18 protein-coding genes and 1 pseudogene are annotated in these 26,275 nt (G+C 69.9%); 11 read left to right on the top strand and 8 right to left on the bottom strand.

Going from position 1 to position 26,275, the window contains the following annotated elements:
• Positions 1-7: 7 nt before the first annotated feature.
• From OID54_RS27895 to eccD, 4 genes are all read right to left on the bottom strand, one after another.
• Positions 8-1,387 carry a M16 family metallopeptidase gene (locus OID54_RS27895; RefSeq protein WP_329023881.1) on the bottom strand — a complete coding sequence of 460 codons (1,380 nt, stop codon included), beginning with the start codon at positions 1,385-1,387 and terminating at the stop codon, positions 8-10.
• The gene (locus OID54_RS27890; RefSeq protein WP_329023879.1) at positions 1,384-3,609 is read right to left on the bottom strand and encodes a polyribonucleotide nucleotidyltransferase; all 2,226 of its coding nucleotides are present in this window, start codon (positions 3,607-3,609) and stop codon (positions 1,384-1,386) included. The genes OID54_RS27895 and OID54_RS27890 overlap by 4 nt, the downstream gene beginning before the upstream one ends.
• A gap of 311 nt (positions 3,610-3,920) precedes the next feature.
• The gene (gene rpsO / locus OID54_RS27885) at positions 3,921-4,211 is read right to left on the bottom strand and encodes a 30S ribosomal protein S15 (RefSeq protein WP_030351649.1); all 291 of its coding nucleotides are present in this window, start codon (positions 4,209-4,211) and stop codon (positions 3,921-3,923) included.
• A 202-nt stretch (positions 4,212-4,413) separates the two neighbouring features.
• Positions 4,414-5,892: a type VII secretion integral membrane protein EccD gene (gene eccD, locus OID54_RS27880; RefSeq protein ID WP_329023876.1), complete on the bottom strand. Its 1,479-nt coding sequence runs from the start codon at positions 5,890-5,892 to the stop codon at positions 4,414-4,416.
• 191 nt (positions 5,893-6,083) lie between these two features.
• Here eccD and eccCa point away from each other — a divergent pair, with 191 nt between their 5' ends.
• A complete protein-coding gene (eccCa, locus tag OID54_RS27875) occupies positions 6,084-10,037 on the top strand; it encodes a type VII secretion protein EccCa (RefSeq protein WP_329023873.1) in 3,954 nt (1,317 codons plus the stop codon).
• Between the two features lie 101 nt (positions 10,038-10,138).
• Entirely contained in the window at positions 10,139-10,384 is a 246-nt protein-coding gene (locus tag OID54_RS27870; RefSeq protein WP_329023872.1) for a DUF397 domain-containing protein, read from the top strand.
• A gap of 96 nt (positions 10,385-10,480) precedes the next feature.
• Here OID54_RS27870 and OID54_RS27865 read toward each other — a convergent pair whose 3' ends face one another.
• The 4 genes from OID54_RS27865 to eccB form a co-directional block, all read right to left on the bottom strand.
• Positions 10,481-10,774, bottom strand: a complete 294-nt coding sequence (locus OID54_RS27865; RefSeq protein ID WP_329023871.1) for a WXG100 family type VII secretion target — start codon at positions 10,772-10,774, stop codon at positions 10,481-10,483.
• 44 nt (positions 10,775-10,818) lie between these two features.
• Entirely contained in the window at positions 10,819-11,154 is a 336-nt protein-coding gene (locus OID54_RS27860; RefSeq protein WP_329023869.1) for a WXG100 family type VII secretion target, read from the bottom strand.
• A 144-nt stretch (positions 11,155-11,298) separates the two neighbouring features.
• Positions 11,299-12,576 carry a type VII secretion-associated serine protease mycosin gene (mycP, locus tag OID54_RS27855; protein ID WP_443055685.1) on the bottom strand — a complete coding sequence of 426 codons (1,278 nt, stop codon included), beginning with the start codon at positions 12,574-12,576 and terminating at the stop codon, positions 11,299-11,301.
• Positions 12,577-12,590: 14 nt separating this feature from the next.
• The gene (gene eccB, locus OID54_RS27850; protein ID WP_329023867.1) at positions 12,591-14,126 is read right to left on the bottom strand and encodes a type VII secretion protein EccB; all 1,536 of its coding nucleotides are present in this window, start codon (positions 14,124-14,126) and stop codon (positions 12,591-12,593) included.
• Positions 14,127-14,343: 217 nt separating this feature from the next.
• Here eccB and eccE point away from each other — a divergent pair, with 217 nt between their 5' ends.
• From eccE to OID54_RS27810, 9 genes and pseudogenes are all read left to right on the top strand, one after another.
• Entirely contained in the window at positions 14,344-15,639 is a 1,296-nt protein-coding gene (eccE, locus tag OID54_RS27845; RefSeq protein WP_329023866.1) for a type VII secretion protein EccE, read from the top strand.
• Positions 15,639-16,358 (top strand): hypothetical protein, encoded by a 720-nt coding sequence (locus OID54_RS27840; protein ID WP_329023864.1) that lies wholly within the window; start codon positions 15,639-15,641, stop codon positions 16,356-16,358. The genes eccE and OID54_RS27840 overlap by 1 nt, the downstream gene beginning before the upstream one ends.
• A 339-nt stretch (positions 16,359-16,697) precedes the next feature.
• Positions 16,698-16,817 (top strand): annotated as a pseudogene (locus OID54_RS39270) (SCO5717 family growth-regulating ATPase); the annotation flags it as partial.
• Between the two features lie 372 nt (positions 16,818-17,189).
• A complete protein-coding gene (locus OID54_RS27835) occupies positions 17,190-20,282 on the top strand; it encodes an AAA family ATPase (RefSeq protein WP_443055798.1) in 3,093 nt (1,030 codons plus the stop codon).
• A 175-nt stretch (positions 20,283-20,457) separates the two neighbouring features.
• Positions 20,458-22,263 carry an ABC transporter substrate-binding protein gene (locus OID54_RS27830; RefSeq protein ID WP_443055684.1) on the top strand — a complete coding sequence of 602 codons (1,806 nt, stop codon included), beginning with the start codon at positions 20,458-20,460 and terminating at the stop codon, positions 22,261-22,263.
• 120 nt (positions 22,264-22,383) lie between these two features.
• Positions 22,384-23,403 carry an ABC transporter permease gene (locus OID54_RS27825; protein ID WP_329023861.1) on the top strand — a complete coding sequence of 340 codons (1,020 nt, stop codon included), beginning with the start codon at positions 22,384-22,386 and terminating at the stop codon, positions 23,401-23,403.
• Positions 23,400-24,287, top strand: coding sequence for an ABC transporter permease (locus tag OID54_RS27820; protein WP_329023860.1), 888 nt, complete (start codon positions 23,400-23,402; stop codon positions 24,285-24,287). The genes OID54_RS27825 and OID54_RS27820 overlap by 4 nt, the downstream gene beginning before the upstream one ends.
• Entirely contained in the window at positions 24,284-25,270 is a 987-nt protein-coding gene (locus tag OID54_RS27815; RefSeq protein ID WP_329023859.1) for an ABC transporter ATP-binding protein, read from the top strand. Before OID54_RS27820 ends, OID54_RS27815 begins: the two co-directional genes overlap by 4 nt.
• The gene (locus OID54_RS27810; RefSeq protein ID WP_329023858.1) at positions 25,267-26,229 is read left to right on the top strand and encodes an ABC transporter ATP-binding protein; all 963 of its coding nucleotides are present in this window, start codon (positions 25,267-25,269) and stop codon (positions 26,227-26,229) included. Before OID54_RS27815 ends, OID54_RS27810 begins: the two co-directional genes overlap by 4 nt.
• Positions 26,230-26,275: the final 46 nt, after the last annotated feature.

Raw genomic sequence — 26,275 nt, 5'->3', positions numbered from 1 at the left:
CGTGTGGTTAGGAGACCGCTTCTTGGAGTCGGTCCGCCTGGCGGTCCTTCAGCGGGCCGATCACCGCGAGTGACGGACGGTGGCCCAGCACCTCCGCTGCGACCGTGCGTACCTCGTCCGGGGTGACGGCAGCTATCCGCGCGAGCATCTCGTCGACGGACATCTGCGTTCCCCAGCACAGTTCGCTCTTGCCGATACGGTTCATCAGCGCGCCGGTGTCTTCGAGGCCGAGCACGGTGGAGCCGGAGAGCTGGCCGATCGCCCGGCCGATCTCGTCGTCCGTGAGGCCGTCGGACGCGACCCGGTTGAGTTCGTCCCGGCAGATCTTGAGGACGTCGTGGACCTGATTGGGTCGGCAGCCCGCATAGACGCCGAAGAGGCCGCAGTCGGCGAAGCCCGAGGTGTACGAGTAGACGCTGTAGGCGAGGCCCCGCTTCTCCCGTACCTCCTGGAAGAGGCGGGAGGACATCCCGCCGCCGAGTGCGGTGTTCAGTACGCCCAGGGCCCAGCGGCGCTCGTCGGTGCGGGCGAGTCCCGGCATGCCGAGGACCACATGCGCCTGCTCGGTCTTGCGGCCCAGGAGTTCGACCTTGCCCGCGGTGCGCAGGGAGCGGCGGCCGTCGCGCGGGGCGAGCGGCACGGCGTCGGTACGGGTGAGGGCACCGGCCTTCTCGAAGGCGCGGCGGACCTGACGCACGACGGTGGCGTGGTCGACGTTGCCCGCCGCGGCCACGACCAGGTGGGTCGGGTCGTAGTGCTTCTGGTAGAAGCGTCGGACCCGCTCGGCCGTGAGCGCGTTGACGGTGTCGACGGTGCCGAGGACGGGACGGCCCAGGGGGGTGTCACCGAGCATGGTGTGCGCGAAGAGGTCGTGGACGCAGTCGCCCGGGTCGTCCTCGGTCATGGCGATCTCTTCGAGGATCACCCCTCGCTCGGCGTCCACGTCCTCCTGGAGGATCAGCGAGCCGGTGAGCATGTCGCAGACCACGTCGATGGCGAGCGGCAGATCGGTGTCGAGGACCCGCGCGTAGTAGCAGGTGTACTCCTTCGCCGTGAAGGCGTTCATCTCTCCGCCGACCGCGTCGATCGCCGAGGAGATGTCGAGGGCGGAGCGACGCTCGGTGCCCTTGAAGAGGAGGTGCTCCAGATAGTGCGTGGCGCCGTTCAGGGACGGCGTTTCATCGCGGGAGCCGACGTGCGCCCAGATGCCGAAGGTGGCCGAGCGCACGGAGGGCAGGGTCTCGGTGACGATCCGCAGACCACCGGGGAGGGTGGTGCGGCGGACGGTGCCGATGCCGTTCTCACCCTGGAGAAGCGTTTGGGTACGGGCGACGGCCCGCTCCTTCGAAGAGGGGCGGGCCGTCGCTCGTGAGCTGCGCGACGTCACTTGGCAGCGTCGTCCTTGTCCTCGGAGCCGGAGTTGTCGGACTCGCCTTCGATCACGGGGATCAGGGAGAGCTTGCCGCGGGAGTCGATCTCGGCGATCTCGACCTGGACCTTGGAGCCGACGGCGAGCACGTCCTCGACGTTCTCCACACGCTTGCCACCGGCGAGCTTGCGGATCTGCGAGATGTGCAGCAGTCCGTCCTTGCCGGGCAGGAGCGACACGAACGCACCGAAGGTGGTCGTCTTGACGACCGTGCCCAGGTAGCGCTCGCCGACCTCCGGCATGGTCGGGTTGGCGATGCCGTTGATCGTGGCGCGGGCGGCCTCGGCGGCCGGGCCGTCGGCGGCACCGATGTAGATGGTGCCGTCGTCCTCGATCGTGATCTCGGCGCCGGTGTCCTCCTGGATCTGGTTGATCATCTTGCCCTTGGGGCCGATGACCTCACCGATCTTGTCCACGGGGATCTTGACGGTGATGATCCGCGGGGCGTTGGGGGACATCTCGTCCGGGGTGTCGATCGCTTCCATCATCACGTCGAGGATGTGGAGGCGAGCGTCGCGGGCCTGCTTGAGGGCCGCGGCCAGGACGGAGGCGGGGATGCCGTCCAGCTTGGTGTCGAGCTGGAGGGCGGTGACGAACTCCTTGGTACCGGCGACCTTGAAGTCCATGTCGCCGAAGGCGTCCTCCGCACCGAGGATGTCGGTGAGGGCGACGTAGTGCGTCTGGCCGTCGATCTCCTGGGAGATCAGACCCATGGCGATGCCGGCGACGGGGGCCTTCAGCGGCACACCGGCGTTCAGCAGCGACATGGTGGAGGCGCAGACCGAGCCCATGGAGGTGGAGCCGTTGGAGCCGAGGGCCTCGGAGACCTGACGGATCGCGTAGGGGAACTCCTCGCGCGTCGGCAGCACCGGCACGATCGCGCGCTCGGCGAGCGCGCCATGGCCGATCTCACGGCGCTTGGGCGAGCCCACGCGGCCGGTCTCACCGACGGAGTACGGCGGGAAGTTGTAGTTGTGCATGTAGCGCTTGCGGGTCACCGGGGAAAGGGTGTCCAGCTGCTGCTCCATGCGGAGCATGTTCAGGGTGGTGACGCCCAGGATCTGGGTCTCGCCACGCTCGAACAGTGCGGAGCCGTGGACACGCGGGATGGCCTCGACCTCGGCGGCCAGCGTGCGGATGTCCGTGATGCCGCGGCCGTCGATGCGGACCTTGTCCTTGATGACGCGCTCGCGCACCAGGGCCTTGGTCAGGCTGCGGTAGGCGGCGGAGATCTCCTTCTCGCGGCCTTCGAAGGCCGGGAGGAGCTTCTCAGCTGCCAGCTCCTTGACGCGGTCCAGCTCGCTCTCGCGGTCCTGCTTGCCGGCGATGGTGAGCGCCTGGGACAGCTCGCTCTTGACTGCGGAGGACAGGGCCTCGTACACGTCGTCCTGGTAGTCCAGGAAGACGGGGAACTCGCCGACGGGCTTCGCGGCCTTGGCGGCCAGGTCGGCCTGGGCCTTGCAGAGGGCCTTGATGAAGGGCTTCGCGGCATCGAGGCCGGCGGCCACGATCTCCTCGGTGGGCGCCTCGGCGCCGCCCTTGACCAGCTGGATGGTCTTCTCGGTGGCCTCGGCCTCGACCATCATGATCGCGACGTCACCGTCTTCGAGCGCACGGCCGGCGACGACCATGTCGAAGACGGCGTCCTCCAGCTCGGTGTGCGTCGGGAAGGCGACCCACTGGCCCTTGATCAGCGCGACGCGGACGCCGCCGATCGGACCCGAGAAGGGCAGTCCGGCCAGCTGGGTGGAGGCCGAGGCGGCGTTGATGGCCACGACGTCGTACAGGTGGTCGGGGTTGAGCGCCATGATCGTCGCGACGACCTGGATCTCGTTGCGCAGGCCCTTCTTGAAGGAGGGGCGCAGCGGGCGGTCGATCAGGCGGCAGGTGAGGATCGCGTCCTCGGAGGGGCGGCCCTCCCGGCGGAAGAAGGAGCCGGGGATCTTTCCGGCCGCGTACATCCGCTCCTCGACGTCGACCGTCAGGGGGAAGAAGTCGAGCTGGTCCTTGGGCTTCTTGGAGGCGGTGGTGGCCGACAGCACCATGGTGTCGTCGTCCAGGTACGCCACGGCGGAGCCGGCGGCCTGCCGGGCGAGGCGGCCCGTCTCGAAGCGGATGGTGCGGGTGCCGAAGGAACCGTTGTCAATGACGGCCTCGGCGTAGTGGGTCTCGTTCTCCACTAGTGATTTCTCCGTTACTTTGCGTCTTGTGTCCCTTCGCCCGTGTGGCGGGGGGACTGGGCGGAGAAGCTCTCGTTCCTGGGGCCGGTCTTCGATCGAAGCACCCGGGGGCACCGGCGGACCGGTTTCCGGGAGCCACTACCGAGGACCGGCGGCGGCGAGCCAGCTTCTCCCACAGGGGTGGTACGGGTGATGCGTCTTTATTGCTTTGTGCAACCACACCCAGAATAAGTGCCGGGTGGCAGGTCACGCACGTACAGCAAAAGGGAGCGGTTCCCTCGTCACGGGGGAACCGCTCCCTCCACGGCGTCTTACTTGGCGCCGCCGGCCGCACCACGGCGGATGCCGAGGCGGTCGACCAGCGTACGGAAGCGCTGAATGTCCTTCTTGGCCAGGTACTGCAGCAGACGGCGGCGCTGGCCGACCAGAATGAGCAGACCGCGGCGGGAGTGGTGGTCGTGCTTGTGGGTCTTGAGGTGCTCGGTCAGGTCCGAGATCCGGCGCGAGAGCATGGCGACCTGGACCTCGGGGGAGCCGGTGTCGCCCTCCTTGGTGCCGAACTCGGTCATGATCTGCTTCTTCGTAGCGGCGTCGAGAGACACTCGGTACTCCTTCGTGGTGTTCTTGCGCCCACGAGTGCCCCTGGTCTTGTACTCAGGGGAGCTTCCGTGACTCGGAGGCGAAGGCGCGATGGGCGCAGCTCCCAGAAGAACCGGGGGCGCGTACACAAACGGCCGTCACCCACAGTACCAGTCGTACACCAGCGGCCCGGACGGGGATGGCCGGGTGCGGTCGGTGGTGATGTCAGCTGGTCAGGGACCGTGCCGCCGAGTAGACGTCGAGGACGGCGAGGGAGAGCGGGACGAGGGAGAGCAGGACGAGGCCCTCGGTGAGGTCGAGGAGTCGACCCCAGAAGGGTGACAGGCCCTTCTTGGGGATGACGAGGCCGATGGCGGTGATCAGTGCGGCGCCCGCGGCGACGGCGGCGGCGAGCCAGACGGTGCGGATGTCGAGGCCGCTTCGGTCCCCGTACATCACCAGCTCCTTGACGAGGTCCACGGGCGGGTTGAGGGAGAGGCCGAGTACCAGGAGCGCGATGGCGGCGATTCCGGCGACGAGGGCGCAGGCGACCTGCGAGGTGTAGCGGAAGAGGCGGGCGCGCAGGAGCATCGCGAGGCCGGCCGCGAGGGCGAGGAGCTGCCCCCAGAAGCTGCTGGAGAAGCCGAGGACGGCGGCGCTGCCGACGACGACCGCGGCGCAGCCACCGACGAGGCCCAGGAGCATTTCATGGCCGCGGCGGGCTTGGAGGGCGATGCGCTCGCCGTCGACGGGCTCGGGTTCGGGCAGGGCGTGCGGGTCCGCGGGGTCGGCGTTGAAGTCGTCCTCGGCGGCGCTTCGGGGGGATGCGTAGCCGATGGGGAGCCGGGCGAAGCGGGCGGAGAGTCCGGGCAGGAAGGCGACGAGCCCTATGGCGACGGGTACGACGACGGCGGCGGTCTCGGTGGCGGTGGCCTCGGTGAGGATGCCGATGAACGTGGCGAGGGTGCCGGTGGCGCTGAGGAAGGTGGCGGCCACGAAGGGTGCGTCACCGCTGGGGGTGAGGGCGACGAGGGCGACCGAGGCGATCAGGACGGTGACGCAGCCGAGGAGGAACTGAAGTCGGCCGGGGCCGTCGCCGCTGTCGGGGGCGATGATGCCGGAACCCGCGATCAGGAGCAGGGGCAGTGCGCCGAGTCCGAGGGCGACGGCGGTGGCGCGGTCGGCGTAGACGCGGGCGCGCACCCCGGCGAAGGCGGTGAGGAGCAGTCCGGCGGCGCCGGCGATGATGCCGGGCAGGCTGTGCATGTCGTGGTGGACGGGGTCCGCGAACCAGAGGATGAAGCCCATCAGCACCAGCAGCACCACGCCGCCCAGCTGTCCTGCGGCGCGCAGGAGTTCGTCGCTCCACAGATGCCGGTCGCGGCGCACGGCGGACGCCACGGCGTCCGACACATCGTCATAGACGGCCGGGGGGAGGGACTCGGCGAACGGGCGGAGGCTGAGGACCTCGCCGTCGAGGATCTGTTGGGCCGAGAGCGTGCGGGCGCCGTCGAGGACCGTGCCGTCCCGGCGGACCAGGTGGTAGCCGGTGGGCGTACCGGGGGTCTGGGTCTGGCCGGTGAGCCGCAGGATCTCCGGGTAGACGTCGGCGACGGCGATGTCTTCGGGAAGGGCGACATCGATCCGGCTGTCCGGCGCGACGACGGTGACGCGGCAGAAGCCGGTCGCTGCGGTCGTACTCACTGTCTGGTCCCCCTGATTCGCGGTTGCGCACACTGCGCGCGCCACCCTACCGGGACATCTTGGGCTGGTCTGCAAGTAGGATCGCCGTCGCGCGGAGGGGGCCCGCCGCTCACGGGGGCGTCGGTACGAAAGCTGCCCACCAGCATCCAACTGCACATGCTTTTCGTCCGTATCGAGGGATTGATGCTCCGGTGAGCCAGATCGTCGTGAAACGCCCGCCGAGGTCACTGCCGCCTGAAGTGCCCACTGATGCACTGGCCCTTGAGCCGCCTCCCGAGCTCCCGCGGGGGCAGCAGGAGGGCATGCTGATGCAGATCCTGCCGGTGCTCGGCATGGGGTCGTCGGTGGTCTTCTTCTTCTCGCCGCAGGCACCTCCGTTCATGCGCATCATGGGTGTACTGATGCTGGTGTCCACCCTGGCGATGGTGATCGCCCAGGTGGTGAGATTCCGTCGGGGTACGCAGGGGCAAATGGCGGATGTCCGGCGGGACTACCTCAAATACCTCGCCCAGACACGGCGGACCATCCGCAAGACAGCGCGCAGTCAGCGGGACGCCCAGCTCTATCTGAATCCCGATCCGGAGCAGTTGTGGTCGCTGGTGGCCGAGGGCTCGCGGGTGTGGGAACGCCGGGTGGGCGACCATGACTTCGGTCAGATCCGGGTCGGGCTCGGTGCGCAGCAGTTGGCGACGCCGCTGATCGCGCCGGACACGGCACCGGTGGACGAGTTGGAGCCGCTGGCCGCGGGGGCGATGCAGCAGTTCCTGGCGGTCCACGGTTCGTTGGACGGCCTGCCGATGGCGATCTCCCTGCGCGCCTTCTACCACTTGACGGTTTCCGGGGAGCCGCAGTCGGCGCAGTCCGCCGCGCGTGCTCTGGTGACCCAGTTGGTGACCCTGCACTCCCCCGACGACCTGATGGTCGCGGTGGTCGCCGCTCCGGGGTCCGTGGAGCGGTGGGACTGGACGAAGTGGCTGCCGCACACCCAGGTGCCGGGCCAGATCGACGGGGCCGGCAGCAAGCGGCTGTTCGGCGATGACCTCGGCGAGTTGGAGCAGTTGCTGCACAGCAGGTTGGAGGGCAGGCCGCGGTTCAGTCGGGACAACCAGCCGGTGCTCGACCAGCCGCATATCGTCCTGGTGCTCGACGGCGGGATGGTGCCGCCCGACTCGCTGTTCGCGGCGGCCGAGGGGTTGCAGGGCGTGACCATCGTCGAGGTGGTCTCCGGTGATCTCGACGAGCCGCGCGGTGGACTGTCGATCGTGGTGCGCCCGGGGAAGCTGCGGCTCGCGTCGGGGCACCGGGTGGCGTACGAGGGGGTTCCGGACGGGATCTCGCTGCCCGCCGCGGAGGCGCTGGCGCGGCAACTGGCGCCGCTGCGCACGGGCGGGGGCGACGACGACGAGCCGCTGCTGGCGAACCTGGACTTCACGGACCTGTTGAATCTGGGGGACGCGGCCAGCGTCGATGTGGCGCGGACCTGGCGGCCCCGGTCCATGGCGGAGCGGTTGCGGGTGCCCATCGGTGTCGGCGAGGACGGCCAGCCGGTGATGCTGGACCTCAAGGAGGCGGCGCAGGAGGGCATGGGTCCGCACGGGCTCTGTGTCGGCGCCACCGGCTCCGGAAAGTCGGAGTTGCTGCGGACCCTGGTGCTCGGTCTCGCGGTCACCCACTCCTCGGAGACGTTGAACTTCGTACTTGCCGACTTCAAGGGTGGTGCGACCTTCGCGGGGATGTCGCAGATGCCGCACGTCGCGGCTGTGATCACCAACCTGTCGGACGACCTGACGCTGGTCGACCGCATGGGGGACGCGATCCGCGGCGAGTTGCAGCGGCGGCAGGAGTTGCTGCACAAGTCGGGCAACTACGCCAACATCCACGACTATGAGAAGGCCCGTGCCGCGGGTGCCCCGCTGGAGCCGCTGGCCTCGCTGGTGCTGGTGCTGGACGAGTTCTCCGAACTGCTGACCGCCAAGCCCGACTTCATCGACATGTTCATCCAGATCGGTCGGATCGGTCGTTCGCTGGGCGTGCATCTGCTGTTGGCGTCCCAGCGGCTGGAGGAGGGCAAGCTGCGGGGGCTCGACACCTATCTCTCGTACCGGGTCGGTCTGCGGACGTTCTCGGCCGCCGAGTCGAGGGCCGCGATCGGGGTGCCGGACGCGTACCACCTGCCGTCGGTGCCGGGCTCGGGCTATCTGAAGTTCGGTACCGAGGAGATGACCCGGTTCAAGGCGGCGTACGTCTCGGGGACCTATCGCACCGGCGGACCGGACCTGTCGGCCGGCCAGTTGCCCATCGAGCGGCGGCCCGCCGTCTTCACGGCCGCACCGGTGCCGGTGGTGTACGCGGCTCCCACGCCGATCACCAGTGCGTCCGCCCGTACGCACGAGGACGAGGCGCTGGCGGACACGGTGCTGGACGTGATCGTGCGCCGGTTGGAGGGGCAGGGCGTGCCCGCGCACCAGGTGTGGTTGCCGCCGCTGGACCAGGCACCGACGCTGGACCAGTTGCTGCCGGGGCTGGCGCCGACGGCGGATCGCGGGCTGACTGCGACGGAGTACACCCGTCCCGGGGGCCTCACGGTTCCGCTGGGGCTCATCGACAAGCCCTTCGAGCAGCGGCGCGAGGTGCTGTACCGGGACTTCTCGGGTGCCGCGGGGCACATGATGATCGTGGGCGGTCCGCAGTCGGGTAAGTCGACGCTGATGCGGACGCTGATCTCGTCCTTCGCCCTCACCCACACCCCGTACGAGGTCCAGTTCTACTGTCTGGACTTCGGCGGAGGCGGGCTGTCGTCACTGTCTGACCTGCCGCACGTCGGTGGAGTGGCGTCCCGGCTGGACCCGGAGCGGGTGCGCCGTGCGGTCGCCGAGGTCCTCGGGGTGCTCAACCGTCGGGAGGAGTTCTTCCGCGCCAACGGGATCGACTCCATCGCCACGTACCGTCGTCGGCGTGCGGCGGGCGAACTCCCGGGTGAAGCCTGGGGCGATGTGTTCCTGGTCATCGACGGCTGGGGCGGTTTCAAGAACGACTACGAGATGATGGAGCCGCTGGTCGCGGATCTGACCGCACGGGGGCTGGGCTACGGCATCCATGTGGTGATCACCGCAGCGCGGTACATGGAGGTGCGGGCGGCCCTCAAGGATCAGATGCTGGGTCGGCTGGAGTTGCGGCTCGGTGACGTCATGGACTCCGAGTTCGACCGGAAGGTCGCGGCCAACGTGCCGACCGGGGTGCCCGGCCGTGGTCAGGTGCCGGAGAAGCTGCACTTCATGACCGCCCTGCCGAGGATCGACTCGATCAGCTCGGCGGGTGATCTGGCGGAGGGGTGCGCGGCCCTGGTGCAGGCGTCCAAGAGCCAGTGGAACGGACCGCCGGCGCCCGTCATCCGGCTGTTGCCGCGCCGGCTGCCCGCGGAGCAGTTGCCGAAGGGCTTCGAGCAGCCGCAGCACGGCATCGCCATCGGCATCGACGAGACCAGCCTCGAACCGGTGTTCGTCGACTTCGAGACCGACCCCTTCTTCCTGGTCTTCGGCGAGAGCGAGTCCGGCAAGACCGCGCTGCTGCGGCTGATCGCCAAGCAGATCACCGAGCGGTACACCCCCGAGCAGGCGCGGATCGTGGTGGGCGACTACCGGCGCACCATGCTGGAGGCGGTGGCCCCCTCGCACCTGCTGGAGTACGCCCCGATGACGTCGGCCATGGAGATGCACATGGACGCCATCGGAACCGTCATGGGCAAGCGGGCGCCCAAGCCGGACATCACCCCTCAGCAGTTGCGCGACCGCAGCTGGTGGACCGGCCCACAGCTGTTCGTGATCATCGACGACTACGAGTTGGTGGCCACCGGTTCGGGCAATCCGCTGTCGGTGCTGGTGGAGCATCTGCCGTTCGCCCGTGACGTCGGCATCCGCTTCATCGTGGCCCGCAGCTCCGCGGGGGCGTCCCGGGCGATGTACGAGTCGTTCATGCAGCGGATCAAGGAGTTGGGGGCGCAGGGCGTCATCCTCTCCGGGGATCCGGGTGAGGGCGACATCCTGGGCAACGTCCGGGCGCGGCCGATGCCTCCGGGACGCGGCACGTTCGTTTCGCGCAAGCGCGGCGCGCCGCTGATCCAGGTGGGCTGGCTGCCGGATCGCTGACGACCATAGGGTGTCCAGGGCCGTCCGAAGGGGCGGCCCGACAGATGGCTCTCCTCCGGGAGGGCCATCTGGTTCGACCGAACCGTGGGAGGGACGGCGCGATGGCTGACTCAGCCGACAAGGAACGCCAGAAGGACGAGTTGTACGCCCTCGACATCTCCGGTGTGGAGTGGCTCAGCGCCCCCGGCACCAGCGAGGACGAGGAGCGGGTGGAGATCGCCCATCTGCCCGGTGGCGCGGTCGCGATGCGCTCGTCGCTGGACCCGGACACCGTGCTGCGCTACACCGAGGCCGAGTGGCGGGCCTTCGTCCTCGGGGCGCGTGACGGGGAGTTCGACCTCACCTGAGCTCTTGCGTTCGGGTCGGACCGGTACGGGCCGACCCGAACGAGGGGTTGCCCGGCCGGTGCCGGGCAACCCCCCTCGTCATGGGCGCAGTTCGGATCACTGCATCATGCGGAACCGGGCTGCGTTGCCCTTGTCGGTGTCCTGGTAGCCCACGACGGCCTGGTCCAGCAGGCGGGCGATGGTCGCCAGCTCCTGGTTGAGGCCGTCCATGTTGGTGGCGATGTTGCTCTGGACCGTGATGTAAGCCTCCTTGGCCTCACCCTGCCAGTTTCCGGCGACCTGCTTCACCTGGCCCAAGAGGTCCTGGAGCTGCTGGTTGAGGTAGGTGGAGGTGGCGCGCACATCGCTGGCCGCCGTGGTCACTGTGTCGTAATTGACGGCAGTCGTCATCGTTTGCTCCTAGTGGCGAGGGTCTGCGAACGGTGCGGTGTGGATCAGACGTTGAGGATGGCGCTGCCCTGTCCGGGCTCCATCTTGCGGAACGCCTGGATGCGCTCGGTCTCCTGGGCGTCGAAGCCGTCGGCGCTCATCTTGACCAGCTGCTGGAGGTTGTCCAGGTCGCGCTGCACATCGCGCAGTCGGCGGTTGAGCTCCGCCTGCACCCGGTCGTACTCCTGCTGGGCCGCGCCCTTCCAGCCCGCCTGAATGCGGTCCACCACGCCGTTGAGCGAAGTGATCCGACTGTTCAGCTCCCCCTGGAATTTGTCGATCTTGCCGGAAAGACCGACGAGTTCGCCACTAGTGACATCAAGGTCCCTGTTGCCCGACATCGTGCCCCTTCTTCCTTCGACGGTTACGTAGACGGAAGCCAATTGGATGCCGCCCCCGTGATGGACAGGTTTCCACCGGTCCTACCGTCACTCTATCCACTCGGTACAGGTGTTCCAACTGCAAAGTAACCTGGGCCATTTACCTCAATGCGCCCTTTTGCGCCGGGTGTCGCGGAGGACCGTCGCCGACCCCGCCACCACGGACACCAGTACGACGCCGATTCCCAATGCATAGGTTGCGTACCGCTCGGTGCGTTCCTGTGGAGTCTCGCCGAGGGTGAGCGCGGCGGGCTCCGGAGCGGGGGCCTTGGCCGGACCGAGGTCGGGGGTCGGCTGCTGGATCGGGCCGCCGTCACCGTCGAGCGCGCGCACCGGGTCGACGACGCCCCAGCCGACGAAGTCATCACGGCCGTTGGTGCTGCGCTCGGCGGTCTGCTCGATCTGGGCAACAATCTCGTGCGGCTTCCAGCGCGGGTACTTCGCCTTCAACAGGGCGGCGACCCCCGCCACATAGGGCGCCGAGAAGCTGGTGCCGTTGTCGACGCACTGGCCGTTGCCGGGGACGGTGGAGACCACGTCGACGCCCGGTGCGGCGACGCCGACGAAGTCACCGGCTTGGGAGAAGGCGGCCCGCTCGTTGTTGCGGTCCGACGAGGCCACCGCGAGGACCCCGGGGAAGGCCGCGGGGTACGTCTTCTTCGACTTGCCGTCCATGCCGTCGTTGCCCGCCGAAGCGACGACGACGATCTCCTCCTTCAGCGCCCGATCGACCGCGAGCCCCAGCGCCGAATCCGGCTTCAGGGGCTTGGTCGTGTCCTGGGAGATGTTGATGACGTCGGCCTTCTCGGCGATGGCGTGGTCGATCGCCTTCGCCATCGACACATCGCTGCCGCTGTTGTTCTCGTCGTTCTGGCGGATCGGAATGATGGTGGCCTCAGGGGCCAGCCCCACGAAGCCCGTACCGGCCCGCGGGCGGGCCGCGATGATGCCGGCGACCTTGGTGCCGTGCCCGATCTCGTCGACCGTCCCGTTGGTCTTGCCCGCGTTGCCGCTCGGGTTCTCCTTGTCCACCGGGAGGAAGTCCTTCCCGGCGGATGCGTCGACGGCCCCGCGCAGTTGGGGGTTCTTGTTGTCCACGCCGGTGTCGATCACGGCCACGCGGACGCCCTTGCCCTTGGTGTCCTGCCAGACCTGGTCGAGCAGGACGCGCTGCAAGGGCCAGGGGATGCCGGGGATCTGCTCCTTCATCGGAATGGTGCACTCACCACTGCCGTCCAGGACGGGTCCCCCGCCGCTCGCGGTGTGCGGAGGGTGCACGGCGTACGCGAGCGAGGGTGCGAACGCCCATCCGGCGAGGGTGGCCGCAACGGCGGCCCGAGCAATCCGTCGGTGGGGACGCGGATGCGGATGTGTATGCGACACGGACGAGCGCTCCCTTATGAACCCTGCGGCTGGCGCGCGCTGTTGGTGTCGAGCCGGGGCCCCTTGGAAAGGAACTCCGACCACACGATCGGGACCAGCGCGGGCGTCACCTTGCCGTATCCCAGCCGGTTCTGCGCCTCGCTCGGCTCGGGGCGTCCGTCGGACTGTTCCGATTGGTCGCCCGCGCCGATCTCCGAACGGTCGCTGTCGCTGTCACCGTTGGCCTGGACCGCGTACCGCAGTCCGGTGTCGGTCACCAGGAACAACGAGCCGTCGGGCTTGGTCTGCTCGCCCTGGATCTGGGTGTAGAGGAGCCCGGTGCCGGGCGTCACATAGGTGCTGGTGCCACCGGCCGTGATCTCCGCCGGATAGCGGGAGCCCGCCCACATCGACAAGGTCGTCCGCCCCTTGTCGTCCACCTTGCGCAGCACGCTACAGATCGTGTCGCGCTCCCCGCCCGCCGTGTTGATCAGCTCCGCCTTCAGGGCGGGCCAGCGGTACTGACCGCCGAAGTCCTCGGACTCGGGGCTCATCGACGAGGCGTCCACCTTCGACGCGTCACCCTCCATGTTGAGCCGGTCGGTCTGGGGGGAGTTGATCAGCAGCCAGGCCGTGAAGTCCGACACGGGACGCACCTCGCCCTTGAGCACGACGTAGTGCTGCGGGCCGGTGCCGGTGGGGGCCCGCAGGACCATGCCGATCCGGTCCTGCTCCTCGGTGAGCCCGCCGCCGATACCGGCGTCCGCACCCACCTCGCCCGGCACTTCGGGGAACTCGACCCGACTGCCCTCGTGGAGCGTGGCCAGCCAGTCGTCGGTGACGGCCTGGGGCTGCTCCCGGTTGACCAGGGCCCGGGTCAGCACATCGGAATCGTCGCCGGGCACCAGGTACTTGGTGCCGGACGGGTCGACGAGGAAGCGCTTCTTCTGCTGGCCCTGCACATAGAGGACCTGGCCGCCCTTGAGCTTCCGGGCGCCCTCGGTGAGCTTCTCGTCGCGCTTGCCGAAGACGAACGTCGCCTTCTGCACGGAGGTGCTCTTGCCCGCGCCGGGCTGCTCGCAGGCGGCCCATCGCTTGGGCTGCTCCGCTTCCTTCTCGCCGGGCAGCCGGTCGGGGGCGTACGGAATGCCGAGGATGGGTCCGCGCGGGGGCTTGCCACGGTCGAGGACGTCATCGCTGACCGTGATGACCTTGAACTGCTGGGGGTTGAGCAGCAGCCGGGCGGAGGCCAGGTTGAGAACGGGGTGGAGGAGGACCTTCTTGCTCTTGTCCTTGCCGGTCTCCAGGACCACGTACCGGGTGGTGGACTTCTTGCCCACGATCACCTTGGTGCCGGGTGCCGCCCAGTCCTTGGGCGCCTTGGGCTTGAACATGCCGAACGCGCCGAAGCCGGCCAGGACCAGAGCGCCGACGATCAGCCCGGGCACGATGGCCCGCATCGGGCGCGGCGCTCCTTCCTCCGTTCCCGTGGCAGAAGGCTGGAGGAATGCCGCCACCGTGCGTTTCTTCGCAAAGGTGTACGCGTTGAGCTCATCCCGCCGTGATGCCATGAGTCCCCATTGATGAAGAAGGCGCTATTTCCCCGTGGAGGTCGTCTGGTGCGTTCGACCTCGGGTCCTGAATGCCGGACCGGCCCCCTACTATGCCTGTTATCCGATGGCGCGCGTGGGCCGGGTAGGGTGTTCCGGCCCCTGAATCCCCTTATGGGAATGGGTCATCGGGGGCGATCGGGACGGTTTGTGGTTTTATGAACTGGGGGACGGATTAATGGCTTCCGCTACGCGTGCGCGGCGCGCTGCCCGGGGGCAATCCCCCAACCAACCCGGGGCGCCCTCACAAGGAGCGGTCGTCCCCCGGCTCAAGGGACGACCCGGACACTTCGGCTCGTTCCGACTGCAACAGTTCGTCTTGATCGAGATCGCCGCCGCCCTGTTGTTGGTGGCCTGGGTGATCGACACCCTGCTGCTGGTCCCGACGGCCGTCGTCGCGGCGGTCCTGGTGCTCCTGGCCCTCCTGCGCAGACACCGGCGCTCCCTTCCGGAGTGGCTGTCCACCGTCTTCGCGCTGCGCGCACGGACCCGCAGGGCTGCTTCCCTGGTGCTACCCGCGGACACCGAACCGGGCCTGGCCCCCGCCGTCGAATGCGACCCCGCCCTGCGGACGTACACCTTCAGCGACCGTGACCGCCGACCGGTCGGAATGATCGGGGACGGCACCTTCGTGACCGCGCTCCTCCAGATCGAGACCGGCCCCACCGCGCTGCGCCCGGAGCGGACCGCGCGGCCCCTGCCCGTCTCCCTGGTACGGGACGTGCTGGAGGTGGACGGCATCCGGTTGGAGTCGGCGCAGATCGTCCAGCACACCCAACCGGCACCTGCGCCGCATCTGCCCCAGCAGTCCGTCGCCGCCCGCAACTACGCCCCTCTCCAGGCCCAGACGGGCTCGCCCGCACTGCGGATCACCTGGATCGCGCTCAAGCTGGATCCCGAACTGTGCCCCGACGCGGTCGCGGCCCGCGGTGGCGGGTTGGAGGGTGCGCAGAAGTGTCTGGTGCGCACCGCCGACCAGTTGGCGAGCCGGCTGACGGGCGCCGGATTCACCGCGACCGTCCTGACCGAGCCCGAGCTGATCGCCGCCATCGCGACCTCCTCCTGTGCGAGCCCGCTCGCCATCGCCCAGGCCGGTCGGGCCGACGCGCCCACGCGGCGCACCCAGGAGACCTCCCGCACCTGGCGGGTCGACGACCGTCGTCACACGACGTACTGGATGGGCCGTTGGCCGCAACTGGGCGGCGGCGGGGCCTCCATGCCCCAACTGGTCGCGTTGCTGACCTCCATCCCGGCGCTGGCCACGACCTTCAGTCTCACCCTGGGGCAGGGCGATCGACAGGGGGTGACCGTGACCGGCCATGTCCGCATCACGGGTCGCAGCGACGAGGAACTGGTCACCGCCCGCCATGAACTGGAGCGCGCCGCCCGGGGAGTGCGTACCGGACTGGTGCGGCTCGACCGGGAGCAGTTGCCCGGAATGCTCGCCACACTGCCGCTCGGGGGAGCCCGCTGATGCCGTCACCCGCCACCAGACTCCGTACCGGATTCGGACTGATCGGCCCGCGCCGTGACCGGCACGAGGTGCCGTTGGATCAGCTCGCCGCACTCGCCGTGCCGGTGGGTGACGACGGGATGGTCATCGGTGTGGACGCCGAGGGCCGGCCCACCGTGCTCGGCATCAACCGCCCCACTCCGTACGACGTGACGCTGATCGGCGGCCTGTGGACGGCGCAGGTGCTCGCGCTGCGGGCGGCGGCGACGGGCGCCCGGGTGACGGTCGAGACCGGACGCGCCCCGGCCTGGACAGCGTTGGCACAGGCCGCCGGCGGCGGGCAGCAGTGCATCTCGCTCCACGATGTGGGGCGGGTACCGCCCCAGGGGCCGTCGGCGGGCAGCCCGGTCGTGGTGGTCCGCGACTGCGGCATGCGTCCACCGCGCGGCCGGGTGGTGTCCGGGCCCTGGCAGTCCGTGGTGACGCTGTTGCCGTATCTCAGTCCGGTCGCACCGCGGTTGATGGAGAAGTCGGGCGTGGTGGGGGTCCAGCGGGTGTCCCCCGACGAGGCGGCTCAGATCGGTCGCATCATGCATCTGCCCCCGGCTGAGGCGGAGGCGCTGTCCACTCTTGCGGACGGTGTGACGCTCTGGTGTACGGCACGTGATCGACAGTTCGTCATGACCCAGGCCACGGATGCCGAGACCGGATTGTTGGGCAGCGCCCGCAGGATGGACTGACCGGCGCGCCTACGCTAGGGCTTGCACTGTTTTGTCCGGCGTTTTTCCCGGTTCTTCGCCGTTTCTTCCGCTGCGTTTTGTTCAACGGCTGGTGGGCATGGGCCACGTGGGGGCCACCCTTGGCGTACGGGACGGTAGCCGACGGACGGTCGGCCCTGCCGGTCCGCCCCAATGGGCGATTAGGGTGGTGGGGAGAGCGGCGCAAGACCCTGCGGGGGTGCGCCGTAGAACCTGAGGGGACACCGGCGGTGTTCCACAGGGAGAGCCGGGCCGATCGGGAATCAGCGGTCGCTCCCACCCACGACGGCACCAGGGTGCTCGACCACACCAGGAGGCACAGTGAACAGCGATCGGGACGAAATCCGCGGGGGTTGGGTTCCCGCCGACGAGTCCGACGCGGAGCCCGCCGAGATGACGGGTGAGTTCACCATCGACTACACCCCGCCGGCCTGGTACACGCAGAACGCGTCGGGTGACTCCGGGGGTGCAGCGGGGTCGGCGCCTCCGCCACCGGCCGGAGCGCCGGTGGCGGTACCGGGGCTGCCCACGGGCAGTGGGTTCGAGCCGAGTTGGACACAGGCACGTCCGCCGGTGGCACCGCAGCCCGGCCCTCCGGTGTCCCAGTACCCGGAATCCGCACCTCCGGCTCCGGATGCTGCGACTTCGGCCCCGGTGGCTCCTGCTTTTACCCCTCCTGCTTTTGCTCCTCCTGCTGTCGACCGCCCTGATGTCAATCGTCCTGCTGTCGACCCTTCTGCCCATGTGCCTCCTGCTTTTGTGCCTCCGCCAGCTCCCACCGCTCCTTCGCCGGGGCGGCCGTCGGCCGAGGCCATGACCCCGGCGCCGGCTTCCGAGCAGCCGCCGATCACCATCGCGCCACCGACTCCGGAGCCGATGCCGGTCATCCAGCCGGTGCCGATGGTCGAGCCGGCGCCCGTCGAGCCCCTGCGGGATACGGCTGCCGCACCGGACTTCGTGGCGCCATCGGTACCTGTGGCCGGGCAGGAAGCGGCTGCTCACCGAGCCTCTTCCGCCCCGCAGCCGACACCCGACTCACCTCCGCACACCACGGGGACGCCCGTCGCACCCGCGTCCGCGCCCCTCGGCGGCGGTGATGTGGAGAGCGGAACGACCATGCGCTTCTCCCCCGCCGCGCTGGCTCGCGAGATCGCGGAGCGGGACGCCGCGGCTGAGCAGGCGCGCCCCTTGAGCACCACCACGGACACGACCGCCCCGGACACTGCCACTGCCACTGGCCCGGATACGGCGTCGGAGCAGTCGGAGCAGTTGAAGCAGTCGAAGCAGTCCGACGAGGGGGCCGACTCCGCTCCGCACGCCGAGCGCACGGCGGACGGTGCGTTCGCCGTCGGCCCGCCGAGCGACGTCGACACGGACCCCGTGGTCGAACCCGCTGCCGCACCGGCGCCCGCCGAGACACCCGAGCAAGGCGGTACGACGGCTGCGGCCGGCGATCCTTCCGACCGCCCGTCGGCGACGGATTCCGTACCGCCTGCCGGCGAGGACCCGGTCCCCGATGGTCAGTCGGACTCCGTGACCTCCGCCGATGCCCAGGACGGCCAGGCCGATCCGGGCCGTCCGGTACCTCAGGACGCCGTTCCGGCTCCCCGCGACGCGGTTCCGGTTTCCCAGGACGCGGTGCCGGCGGCCCTGCCGACACCCGCTCAGGCATGGACGCCCGGTGGTCAGACGCCGGATGCGGCCCTGCCGCCGCTGCCGCCGGCCTTCCAGCCCGCCGCACCTGCCTCCGCGCCGCAGTGGCCGGTCTCCCCGCAGAGTTCCGAGCAGTCCGCGGTGCCACCACTGCCCGGCCCCACACAGGCCGGACCGCCACCGGGGTACGGCTTCCCGCCGCCCGGGACGCCGGACCAGCGCGGCGGGTACGGCTATCCACAGCCGGGCGGCCCGATGGCCCAGGGGTCGCATCCTGCACCCCCCGGACCTCACACTCCTCCCGTACCGATGCAGCCGGGCGTTCCCGAGGTTCATCAGGGTCTCGGCGGGGCAGCCCCCCTGCACCCCCAAACCCCCGTGCACCCCCAGGCTCCCCTGCACCCCCAGGCCCCTCAGCACGCGCGGCCCGCGCCGCAGCCTCAGCCCCCCGCGCCGCAACACCAGTACCAGCAGGCACCGCAGCAGCCGTACGCTCACCAGGCCCCGCCCGGCTATGGATTCCCCCAGCCGCCCCTGCCGTCCGAGCCACAGCCGCAACCGCAGCCGCAACACCAGCCTCAGCAACAGGCAGCCGCCCAGCACCAGCAGGGGCAAGTACCACAGCCACCCCCCGGCTACGGCTATCCGCAGAGCGTGCCGCCCGCTGCCGCTCCCCTGCCACCCCAGCAGCCCACTCCCCAGCAACCCGGTCCTCAGGGGCCGCCCCGCGCACCGGGCCAGCAGCAGCCGTCCGCATACCAGCAGGCCCAGCAGAACCAGCCGCAGGCGGGACCGCCGCAGCCGACGGCACCCCCCGTCGATCCACGGGCCGGGGCCGCCTGGCCGACACCGGTCACCCACGATCAGCGGGAGCGTTCGGTGCCGGGGGCGCCGCTCGGCTACACGGCGGCGGTCGAGTTGTCGTCGGACCGACTGCTGCGCAACAACCGGCAGAAGCCCAGGTCGAGCCGGACGCCATCGGGTGCCTCCCGGTTCAAGCTGGGCGGCAAGAAGGAGGAGGCCGAGCGGCAGCGCAAGCTCGAACTCATCCGTACGCCGGTGCTGTCCTGCTACCGCATCGCGGTGATCAGCCTCAAGGGCGGTGTCGGCAAGACCACGACGACCACCGCCCTGGGCTCGACGCTGGCCACGGAGCGACAGGACAAGATCCTCGCCATCGACGCCAACCCCGACGCGGGCACGCTCGGCCGCAGGGTGCGCCGTGAGACGGGTGCCACCATCCGGGATCTGGTGCAGGCGATCCCGTACCTCCACTCGTACATGGACATCCGACGGTTCACCTCGCAGGCGCCGTCCGGGTTGGAGATCATCGCCAACGACGTGGACCCCGCGGTCTCGACGGCGTTCAACGACGAGGACTACCGGCGGGCCATCGAGGTGCTGGGCCGTCAGTACCCGATCATCCTCACGGACTCGGGCACGGGTCTGCTCTACAGCGCGATGCGCGGCGTGCTCGACCTCGCCGATCAGCTGATCATCATCTCGACACCGTCCGTGGACGGCGCCAGCAGCGCTTCGACGACGCTCGACTGGCTGTCCGCGCACGGGTACGCGGATCTGGTGCAGCGTTCGGTGACCGTCATCTCCGGGGTCCGCGAGACCGGCAAGATGATCAAGGTCGAGGACATCGTGCAGCACTTCCAGACCCGCTGCCGCGGTGTGGTCGTGGTGCCGTTCGACGAGCACCTCGCGGCGGGCGCCGAGGTCGATCTGGACATGATGCGGCCCAAGACCCGGGAGGCGTACTTCAACCTCTCGGCAATGATCGCCGAGGACTTCGTACGCGCCCAACAGCAGCAGGGGCTGTGGACCGCGTCGAACGGCAATCCGCCGCCGACCATGGCGCCGCCGATGCCCGGGCACCAGGGGGCTCCCGCACCCCAGCAGGGCCAGCAGCCCCATCATGCACCGCAGCGTCACCCCCAGGGCGGTGCACCGTACGGAGGCGGACAGCAGCCCTACCCCCAGGGGAACTGGCAGCAACATCCGCAGGCTCAATACCAGGTACCCGGACAGCCATCAGCACCCCAGCAGAATCCGGGCCAAGGCTTCTACGGAGCCCCGGGACAGACTCCTCCCCCACCGGCCTTCTCACAGCCGGGAGTCCCACAGGCTCCTCCCGGAGGGGGCCAGTCGGATGATTCCGGGCCCGCGGATGCGGGGGCTCCGCCGCCGTCCGAGAGTTGGCCGCCCCGCCAGCCCCCGCAGCCGCCACAGGCTCCTCCGCAGTAGCTCGACCAGCAGGGCCCGTACCGTCGAGCGGTACGGGCCCTCGCCGTTTCCCGACCCCCCACACGCGGTCGGCAGGTCGTTGACCTGCCGAACCTCCCCTGATAGACGTCGCGTCAAGGACGGGCCGACCCCCAATCGGCCATCAGCTCCCCGTGAGTGATGACGCGAGGTCACCATGACCACTGAGGCGCGCAGACGACTGTGGCTCGCCATGGGCGTCACCGTCGTCCTGTTGGCCGTGCTCGTACAACCCGGCCGGGCGGCCGGCGCCGGGCCCAGGGTGTTGACGGTGGCCGTCTCCCAGAGCGTCGACTCGTTGAGTCCGTTCCTCGCCCAACGGATGGTCGCGACCACCGTGCACCGGCTGATCTACGAGAACCTGACGAACTACGACGTCAAGGACGGGCGCGCGGTGCCGGGGCTCGCCACCTCCTGGACCGCCTCGCCGTCCAAGCTCGTCTGGACGTACGCGATCCGCCGCGGTGTCCGGTGGTCCGACGGCAGACCGGTCACCGCCGCCGACGCCGCCTGGACGTTCACCACGATGATGAAGGACCCCGAGGCGGCCACCGCCCACGGCAGCTACACGGCGAACTTCCGCAAGGTCACCGCGGCCGATCCGCACACCCTCGTCATCGAACTGCACAAACCGCAGGCCACCATGGTCGCGCTCGACGTGCCCATCGTGCCCCGGCACATCTGGTCCCGGGTGCGCGACTTCTCGTCGTTCAACAACGATCGGACGTATCCGGTCGTCGGGAACGGCCCCTTCGTCCTCACCGACTTCCGGGTGGACCGGTTCATCAGGCTCAAGCCGAACAGGACGTTCTGGCGCGGTGCCCCGCACTTCGACGAGTTGGTGTTCACGTACTACAAGGACGGGGACGCGGCCGTCGCCGCCCTGCGCAAGGGCGAGGTGTCCTTCGTCCACGGCCTCACTCCGGCGCAGGCTGCGGCCCTCGGGAAGGATTCGAGCATCGCGGTGAACGACGCCCCCGGTCGTCGGTTCTTCGCCCTGGCCACCAATCCGGGCGCGCGTTCCCTCGACGGCCGACGGTTCGGCAGCGGACATCGCGCCCTCCTCGATCCCGCCGTCCGCAAGGCCCTCATCCACGCCACCGATCGGCGGACGATCGTCGAGAAGGTCTTCCGGGGCCATGCCGTGGAAGGTGCCGGATACATCCCGCCCCGGTTCCGTTCCTACTTCTGGGAGCCGGGCGCAGGCCAACGGATGGACTTCGACCCGACCGCCGCGGCGGCGCTGCTGGACCGGGCGGGCTACCGGCTGAAGGGGAACGGGAAGCGGCTCGGCAAGGACGGCAAACCGCTGCGGTTCCGGCTCCTCTGCCACGCCATCGACCCCAACGACAAGGCCGTCGGCCGATACCTCCAGGAGTGGTGGGGCGGGCTCGGCATCGACGTGCGGCTCGACTGCCGGGACAACGTCTCCGACCCCTGGCTGCGCGGCGACTACGACCTCGCGTTCGACGGCTGGTCGGTCAGCCCCGACCCGGACTTCGTCCTGTCGATCCACACCTGCGGGGCACTGCCCGCGACCCCTTCGGGCACCGGCTCGACCGACAACTTCATCTGCGACCGGCGATTCGACGAGCTGTACCGGCAGCAGTCGGCCGAGTACGACGTGGCACGACGGGCCGAGCTGGTGAAGCGGATGCAGTCCCGGCTCTACGACACGGGATATCTGCACATCCTGGCCTATCCGAACGCGGTCGAGGCGTACCGCACCGACCAGATCGCCTCGATCACCACCATGCCCGAGGACGGCGGCAACATCTGGGGGCAGGACGGCTACTGGAGTTGGTGGTCCGCGCAGCCGACGGTCGGCGCGGCTGCGCGGACCTCGCTCGGCCCTTCGGCGGGGTCCGTCCTGTCCGGCATGGCCGCGGCACTGGTCTTCGCACTGCTGGTCGCGGGTCTGATCGCCCGACGGCGACGCGCAACGGCGGACGACCGTGCGTAGCAGCCTGCGCCGCTCCCCGGCGACCGTCGACGAACCGTGCGCGCCTCACCGACGCCCAGTACCCAAGGAGCGGGCCGTGTGCGCCCCGCCCCACCGCCGCCCCGGAACGGAACCAGGCCCATGACGACGGTGACGTACGCCGAGGAACGGTCGGGCCGGGCCATCGCCGGCTATGTCCGCTACGGGTTCACCAAGGTGGGCGGCGCGGTCGTCTCCCTGGTGGCCGTGCTGGTCACGGGCTTCTTCCTGTTCCGGATCATCCCGGGCGATCCGGTGAAGGCCATGACGCACGGCATGCCCACCTCGGCGGAGCAACTGGCCACGCTGCGCTCGCAACTGGGGCTGGACCAACCGTTGTGGCAGCAGTTCACCGACTACTGCGGCGCGGCGCTCAGGGGCGATCTCGGCATCTCGTACCAGTTCCACGCCCCGGTGGGCGAACTGATCGTCCAGAAGCTCCCGGCGACGGTACTGCTGACCGGGACCGCCGTCCTGCTCTATTCGGCCCTCGGCCTCTGGCTCGGCACCCACTGCGCCTGGCGGCACGGCGGGCGGATGGACCGGCTCACGACCGGCGTGGCACTGACCCTGTGGTCCGTACCGTCCTTCTGGCTCGGGCTGCTGCTGATCGTCACCCTCGCGGTCGGTACGGGCCCCGTCCCCGGACTCTTCCCCACCGGTGGCATGGAGTCCGGTGGCGCGCAGGGCCTCGCGTACGCCGTGGACGTGGCGCACCACATGGTGCTCCCGGTGTGCACGCTGGTCGCTGTCGGATATGCCCAGACGCTGCTGGTGGTGCGGGCGTCGCTCCTGGACGAGTTGGGGAGCGACTATCTGACGACCGCGCGGGCGAAGGGCCTGCGGGACGCGGACGTACGCCGACAGCACGCGGTGCCCCACGCGCTGCTGCCCACCGTGACCATGGTGTTCATCAATCTCGGCCATGTGGTGGCCGGTTCGATCCTGGTGGAGACGGTGTTCTCCTGGCCCGGTCTGGGAGGTCTCTTCTATCAGGCGCTCAGCGTGCCCGACCTGCCCCTGGTGCAGGGGCTGTTCATCGTGTTCGCCGGGGTGATGATCCTGATGAATCTGCTGGCCGACCTCGCCTGCCCCTTGCTCGATCCCCGAGTACGCCGATGACGTCCGCCCTGGTGTGGGCCCGTCGCCGCGGCTCGCTCGCCCGCTTCTGGCAGGGCTATCGCGAACAGCGCGCGGGGCTGTGGGGCCTTACCGTCCTCCTGGTCATCGGCGCGGTCGCGGTCGCCGCCCCGCTGTTGGCCGCCGGCGATGTGCGGAGCGTGGCAGACGCACCCGGTGGCCCCATGGAGGCACCGAGCGGAGCCTTCTGGCTGGGGACCGATCAGTTCGGCCGCTCACTCCTGGGGTTGCTGGTGTGGGGCGCGCGGGTCTCGCTCGCCGTGGGACTGCTCGCGGCGGCGCTGTCCGTGGCGATCGGCACGCTGGTCGGAGTGGTCGCCGGGCACTACGGGGGCTGGTTCGCCACCGCCCTGATGCGGATCACCGACTGGTTCCTCGTGATGCCCGCGCTGGTGCTGGCGATCGTGCTGGCGACGGTGTTGTCCCGCGGCCTGTGGACGGTGGTCCTCGCCATCGCGGTGACCAGTTGGCCGACGACGGCACGGCTGGTGCGGGCGCAGACGGTCGCGGTCGAGTCCCGCCCGTACATCGAGCGCGCCACCGCGCTCGGCGGCGGGCACCGGCACATCATGGCCCGCCATGTGCTCCCCCAGGTGATGCCCCTGGTGCTGGCGCAGACGACGCTCGGCATCTCCACGGCGATCCTCACCGAAGCGACCCTCGCCTTCCTCGGTCTCGGTGATCCTTCGGTGGTCTCCTGGGGCGGCATGCTCCAGGACGCCCGGGAGGCGGGGGCGGTCTCGTCCGGCCACTGGTGGTACCTGGCCCCGCCCGGGATCGCGATCGCCGCGGTGGCCGTGGCGTTCACGGTGTGCGGGCGGGCCGTCGAGTCGGTGCTCAACCCCCGTCTGGGGGCGACGCGATGAACCTCCTTGAGGTGCAGAACCTCACGGTTACCTATGGATCGGGGCCCACTGCGGTACCGGCCGTCCGAGGGGTCGACCTCACCGTCGCCGCCGGACAGAAGCTGGGCATCGCCGGGGAGTCCGGGTGCGGCAAGTCCACCCTGGCACTCGCGCTGCTGCGGCTGCTGCCGCCGTCCGCCCACTTGGACGGCCGGATCCTGCTCGACGGCGAGGACGTGCTGAGCATGCGGTGGGGCCGGCTGCGGGCGGTGCGCTGGGCCGGGGCCTCCATCGTCTTCCAGGGGGCGATGCACTCCCTGAACGCGGTACGGCGGATCGGCGAGCAGATCGCCGAACCGCTGCTCGTCCACCGGCGTGCCACACCCGCTGCCGCCCGGACCCTGGCCGGTGAGCTGCTGCGGAGCGTGGGACTGCCCGAGGGGCGCGCGGACGCCTATCCGCATGAACTCTCCGGCGGCCAGCGCCAACGGGTGATGATCGCAATGGCGCTGGCGTGCGATCCGGCGCTGATCGTCGCCGATGAACCGACCACCGCCCTCGATGTGATGATCCAGGCCCAGATCCTGCGCCTGGTCCAACAACTGGTGACGGAACGACACATCGGGCTGGTGATGATCAGTCATGATCTGGCGGTACTGGCGGATGTCTGCGACCGGCTGGCGGTGATGTACGCGGGGCGCGTGGTCGAGGAGGGGCCGGCGCGTGCCGTGTTCGACGCGGCGCGCCACCCCTACGGGCAGGCGCTCTCGGCCGCATTCCCCCGCGTCGGTGACCCGGCATCACGGCGGGCACCACGCGGTCTGCCCGGTGATCCGCCCGATCCCTCGGCGTTGCCCACCGGGTGCGCCTTCCACCCCCGGTGTGCCCGGGCCCTGGAGCCCTGTACCCGCGAGGACCAGTTCCTGACCGGGAACGACGACCATCGGGTGGCCTGTCTCCTGGCCGACCGACCCCAGGTTCCGCCCTCCGGGAGGACTCCGTGAATCCCGATGTGAGACCCGAACCCCTGTTGTCCGCAAACGGGCTGCACGTACGGTTCCCAGGGCGCCGCGGCGGACCCGAAGTGCGGGCCGTGGACGGCGTGGACCTCACCGTGACCGCCGGGGAAATCGTCGCCCTGGTCGGTGAGTCGGGCTGCGGGAAGAGCACCCTGGCCCGCGCCCTGCTGGGGCTGGTGCCGGCGACCGCGGGGCGGATCGACTTCGCCGGCGCCCCGCTCGCCACCACTGCCCGCGGGTTGAAGTCCTTCCGCCGCCGGGTCCAGCTGGTCCTTCAGGACCCCAGCGGATCGCTCAACCCCCGGCACACGGTGTACGACGCGGTGTCCGAGGGCCTGCGGATCCATCGGTACGACGGGGACGAACGGACGGCTGTCTGCCGGGCCCTGTCCTGGGCGGGGCTGCGTCCCCCGGAGCGCTTTCTGCTGCGCCGCCCGCACGAGCTCTCGGGCGGGCAGCGACAGCGGGTCGTGATCGCGGGTGCCTTGGTCCTGGAACCCGAACTGATCGTCGCCGATGAGCCGGTGGCCTCGCTCGACGCGTCGGTGCGCGGCGAGATCCTGGCACTGCTCCTGCGGCTGCGCGACGAACTGGGCCTGTCCGCGCTGGTGGTGACCCACGATCTGGGGTTGGCGTGGAACATCGCCGATCGGGTGGCGGTGATGTACCTGGGGCGGATCGTGGAGTACGGCACGGTCGAGGAGGTGCTGACGGCGCCGCGGCACCCCTACACCCAGGCGCTGCTGTCGGTGCTGCCGGAGGCGAAGACACCTGCCGTCGTCCTGGGCGGGGAGCCTCCGGATCCGACCAGGGTGGGAGGCGGCTGCCGCTTCCACGAACGGTGTCCCCTCTTGGCTGCGGACCCCGCGACGCGGGCCCCGCGCTGTCGACAGCAGGCACTCCCGATCCTGACGGGCCCGGGGGCGGCCTGCCACTGGGTGTGACCGACCCTTTGACCGACCTAGATCTCTGGCTCCTACACCTACCTTC

Origin of the sequence: Streptomyces sp. NBC_00690, from assembly GCF_036226685.1 — a bacterium.
Classification (GTDB): Bacteria; Actinomycetota; Actinomycetes; order Streptomycetales; family Streptomycetaceae; genus Streptomyces.
The sequence above is the reverse complement of the archived record's forward strand: the minus strand, read 5'-3'. Positions and strand labels throughout refer to the sequence as shown.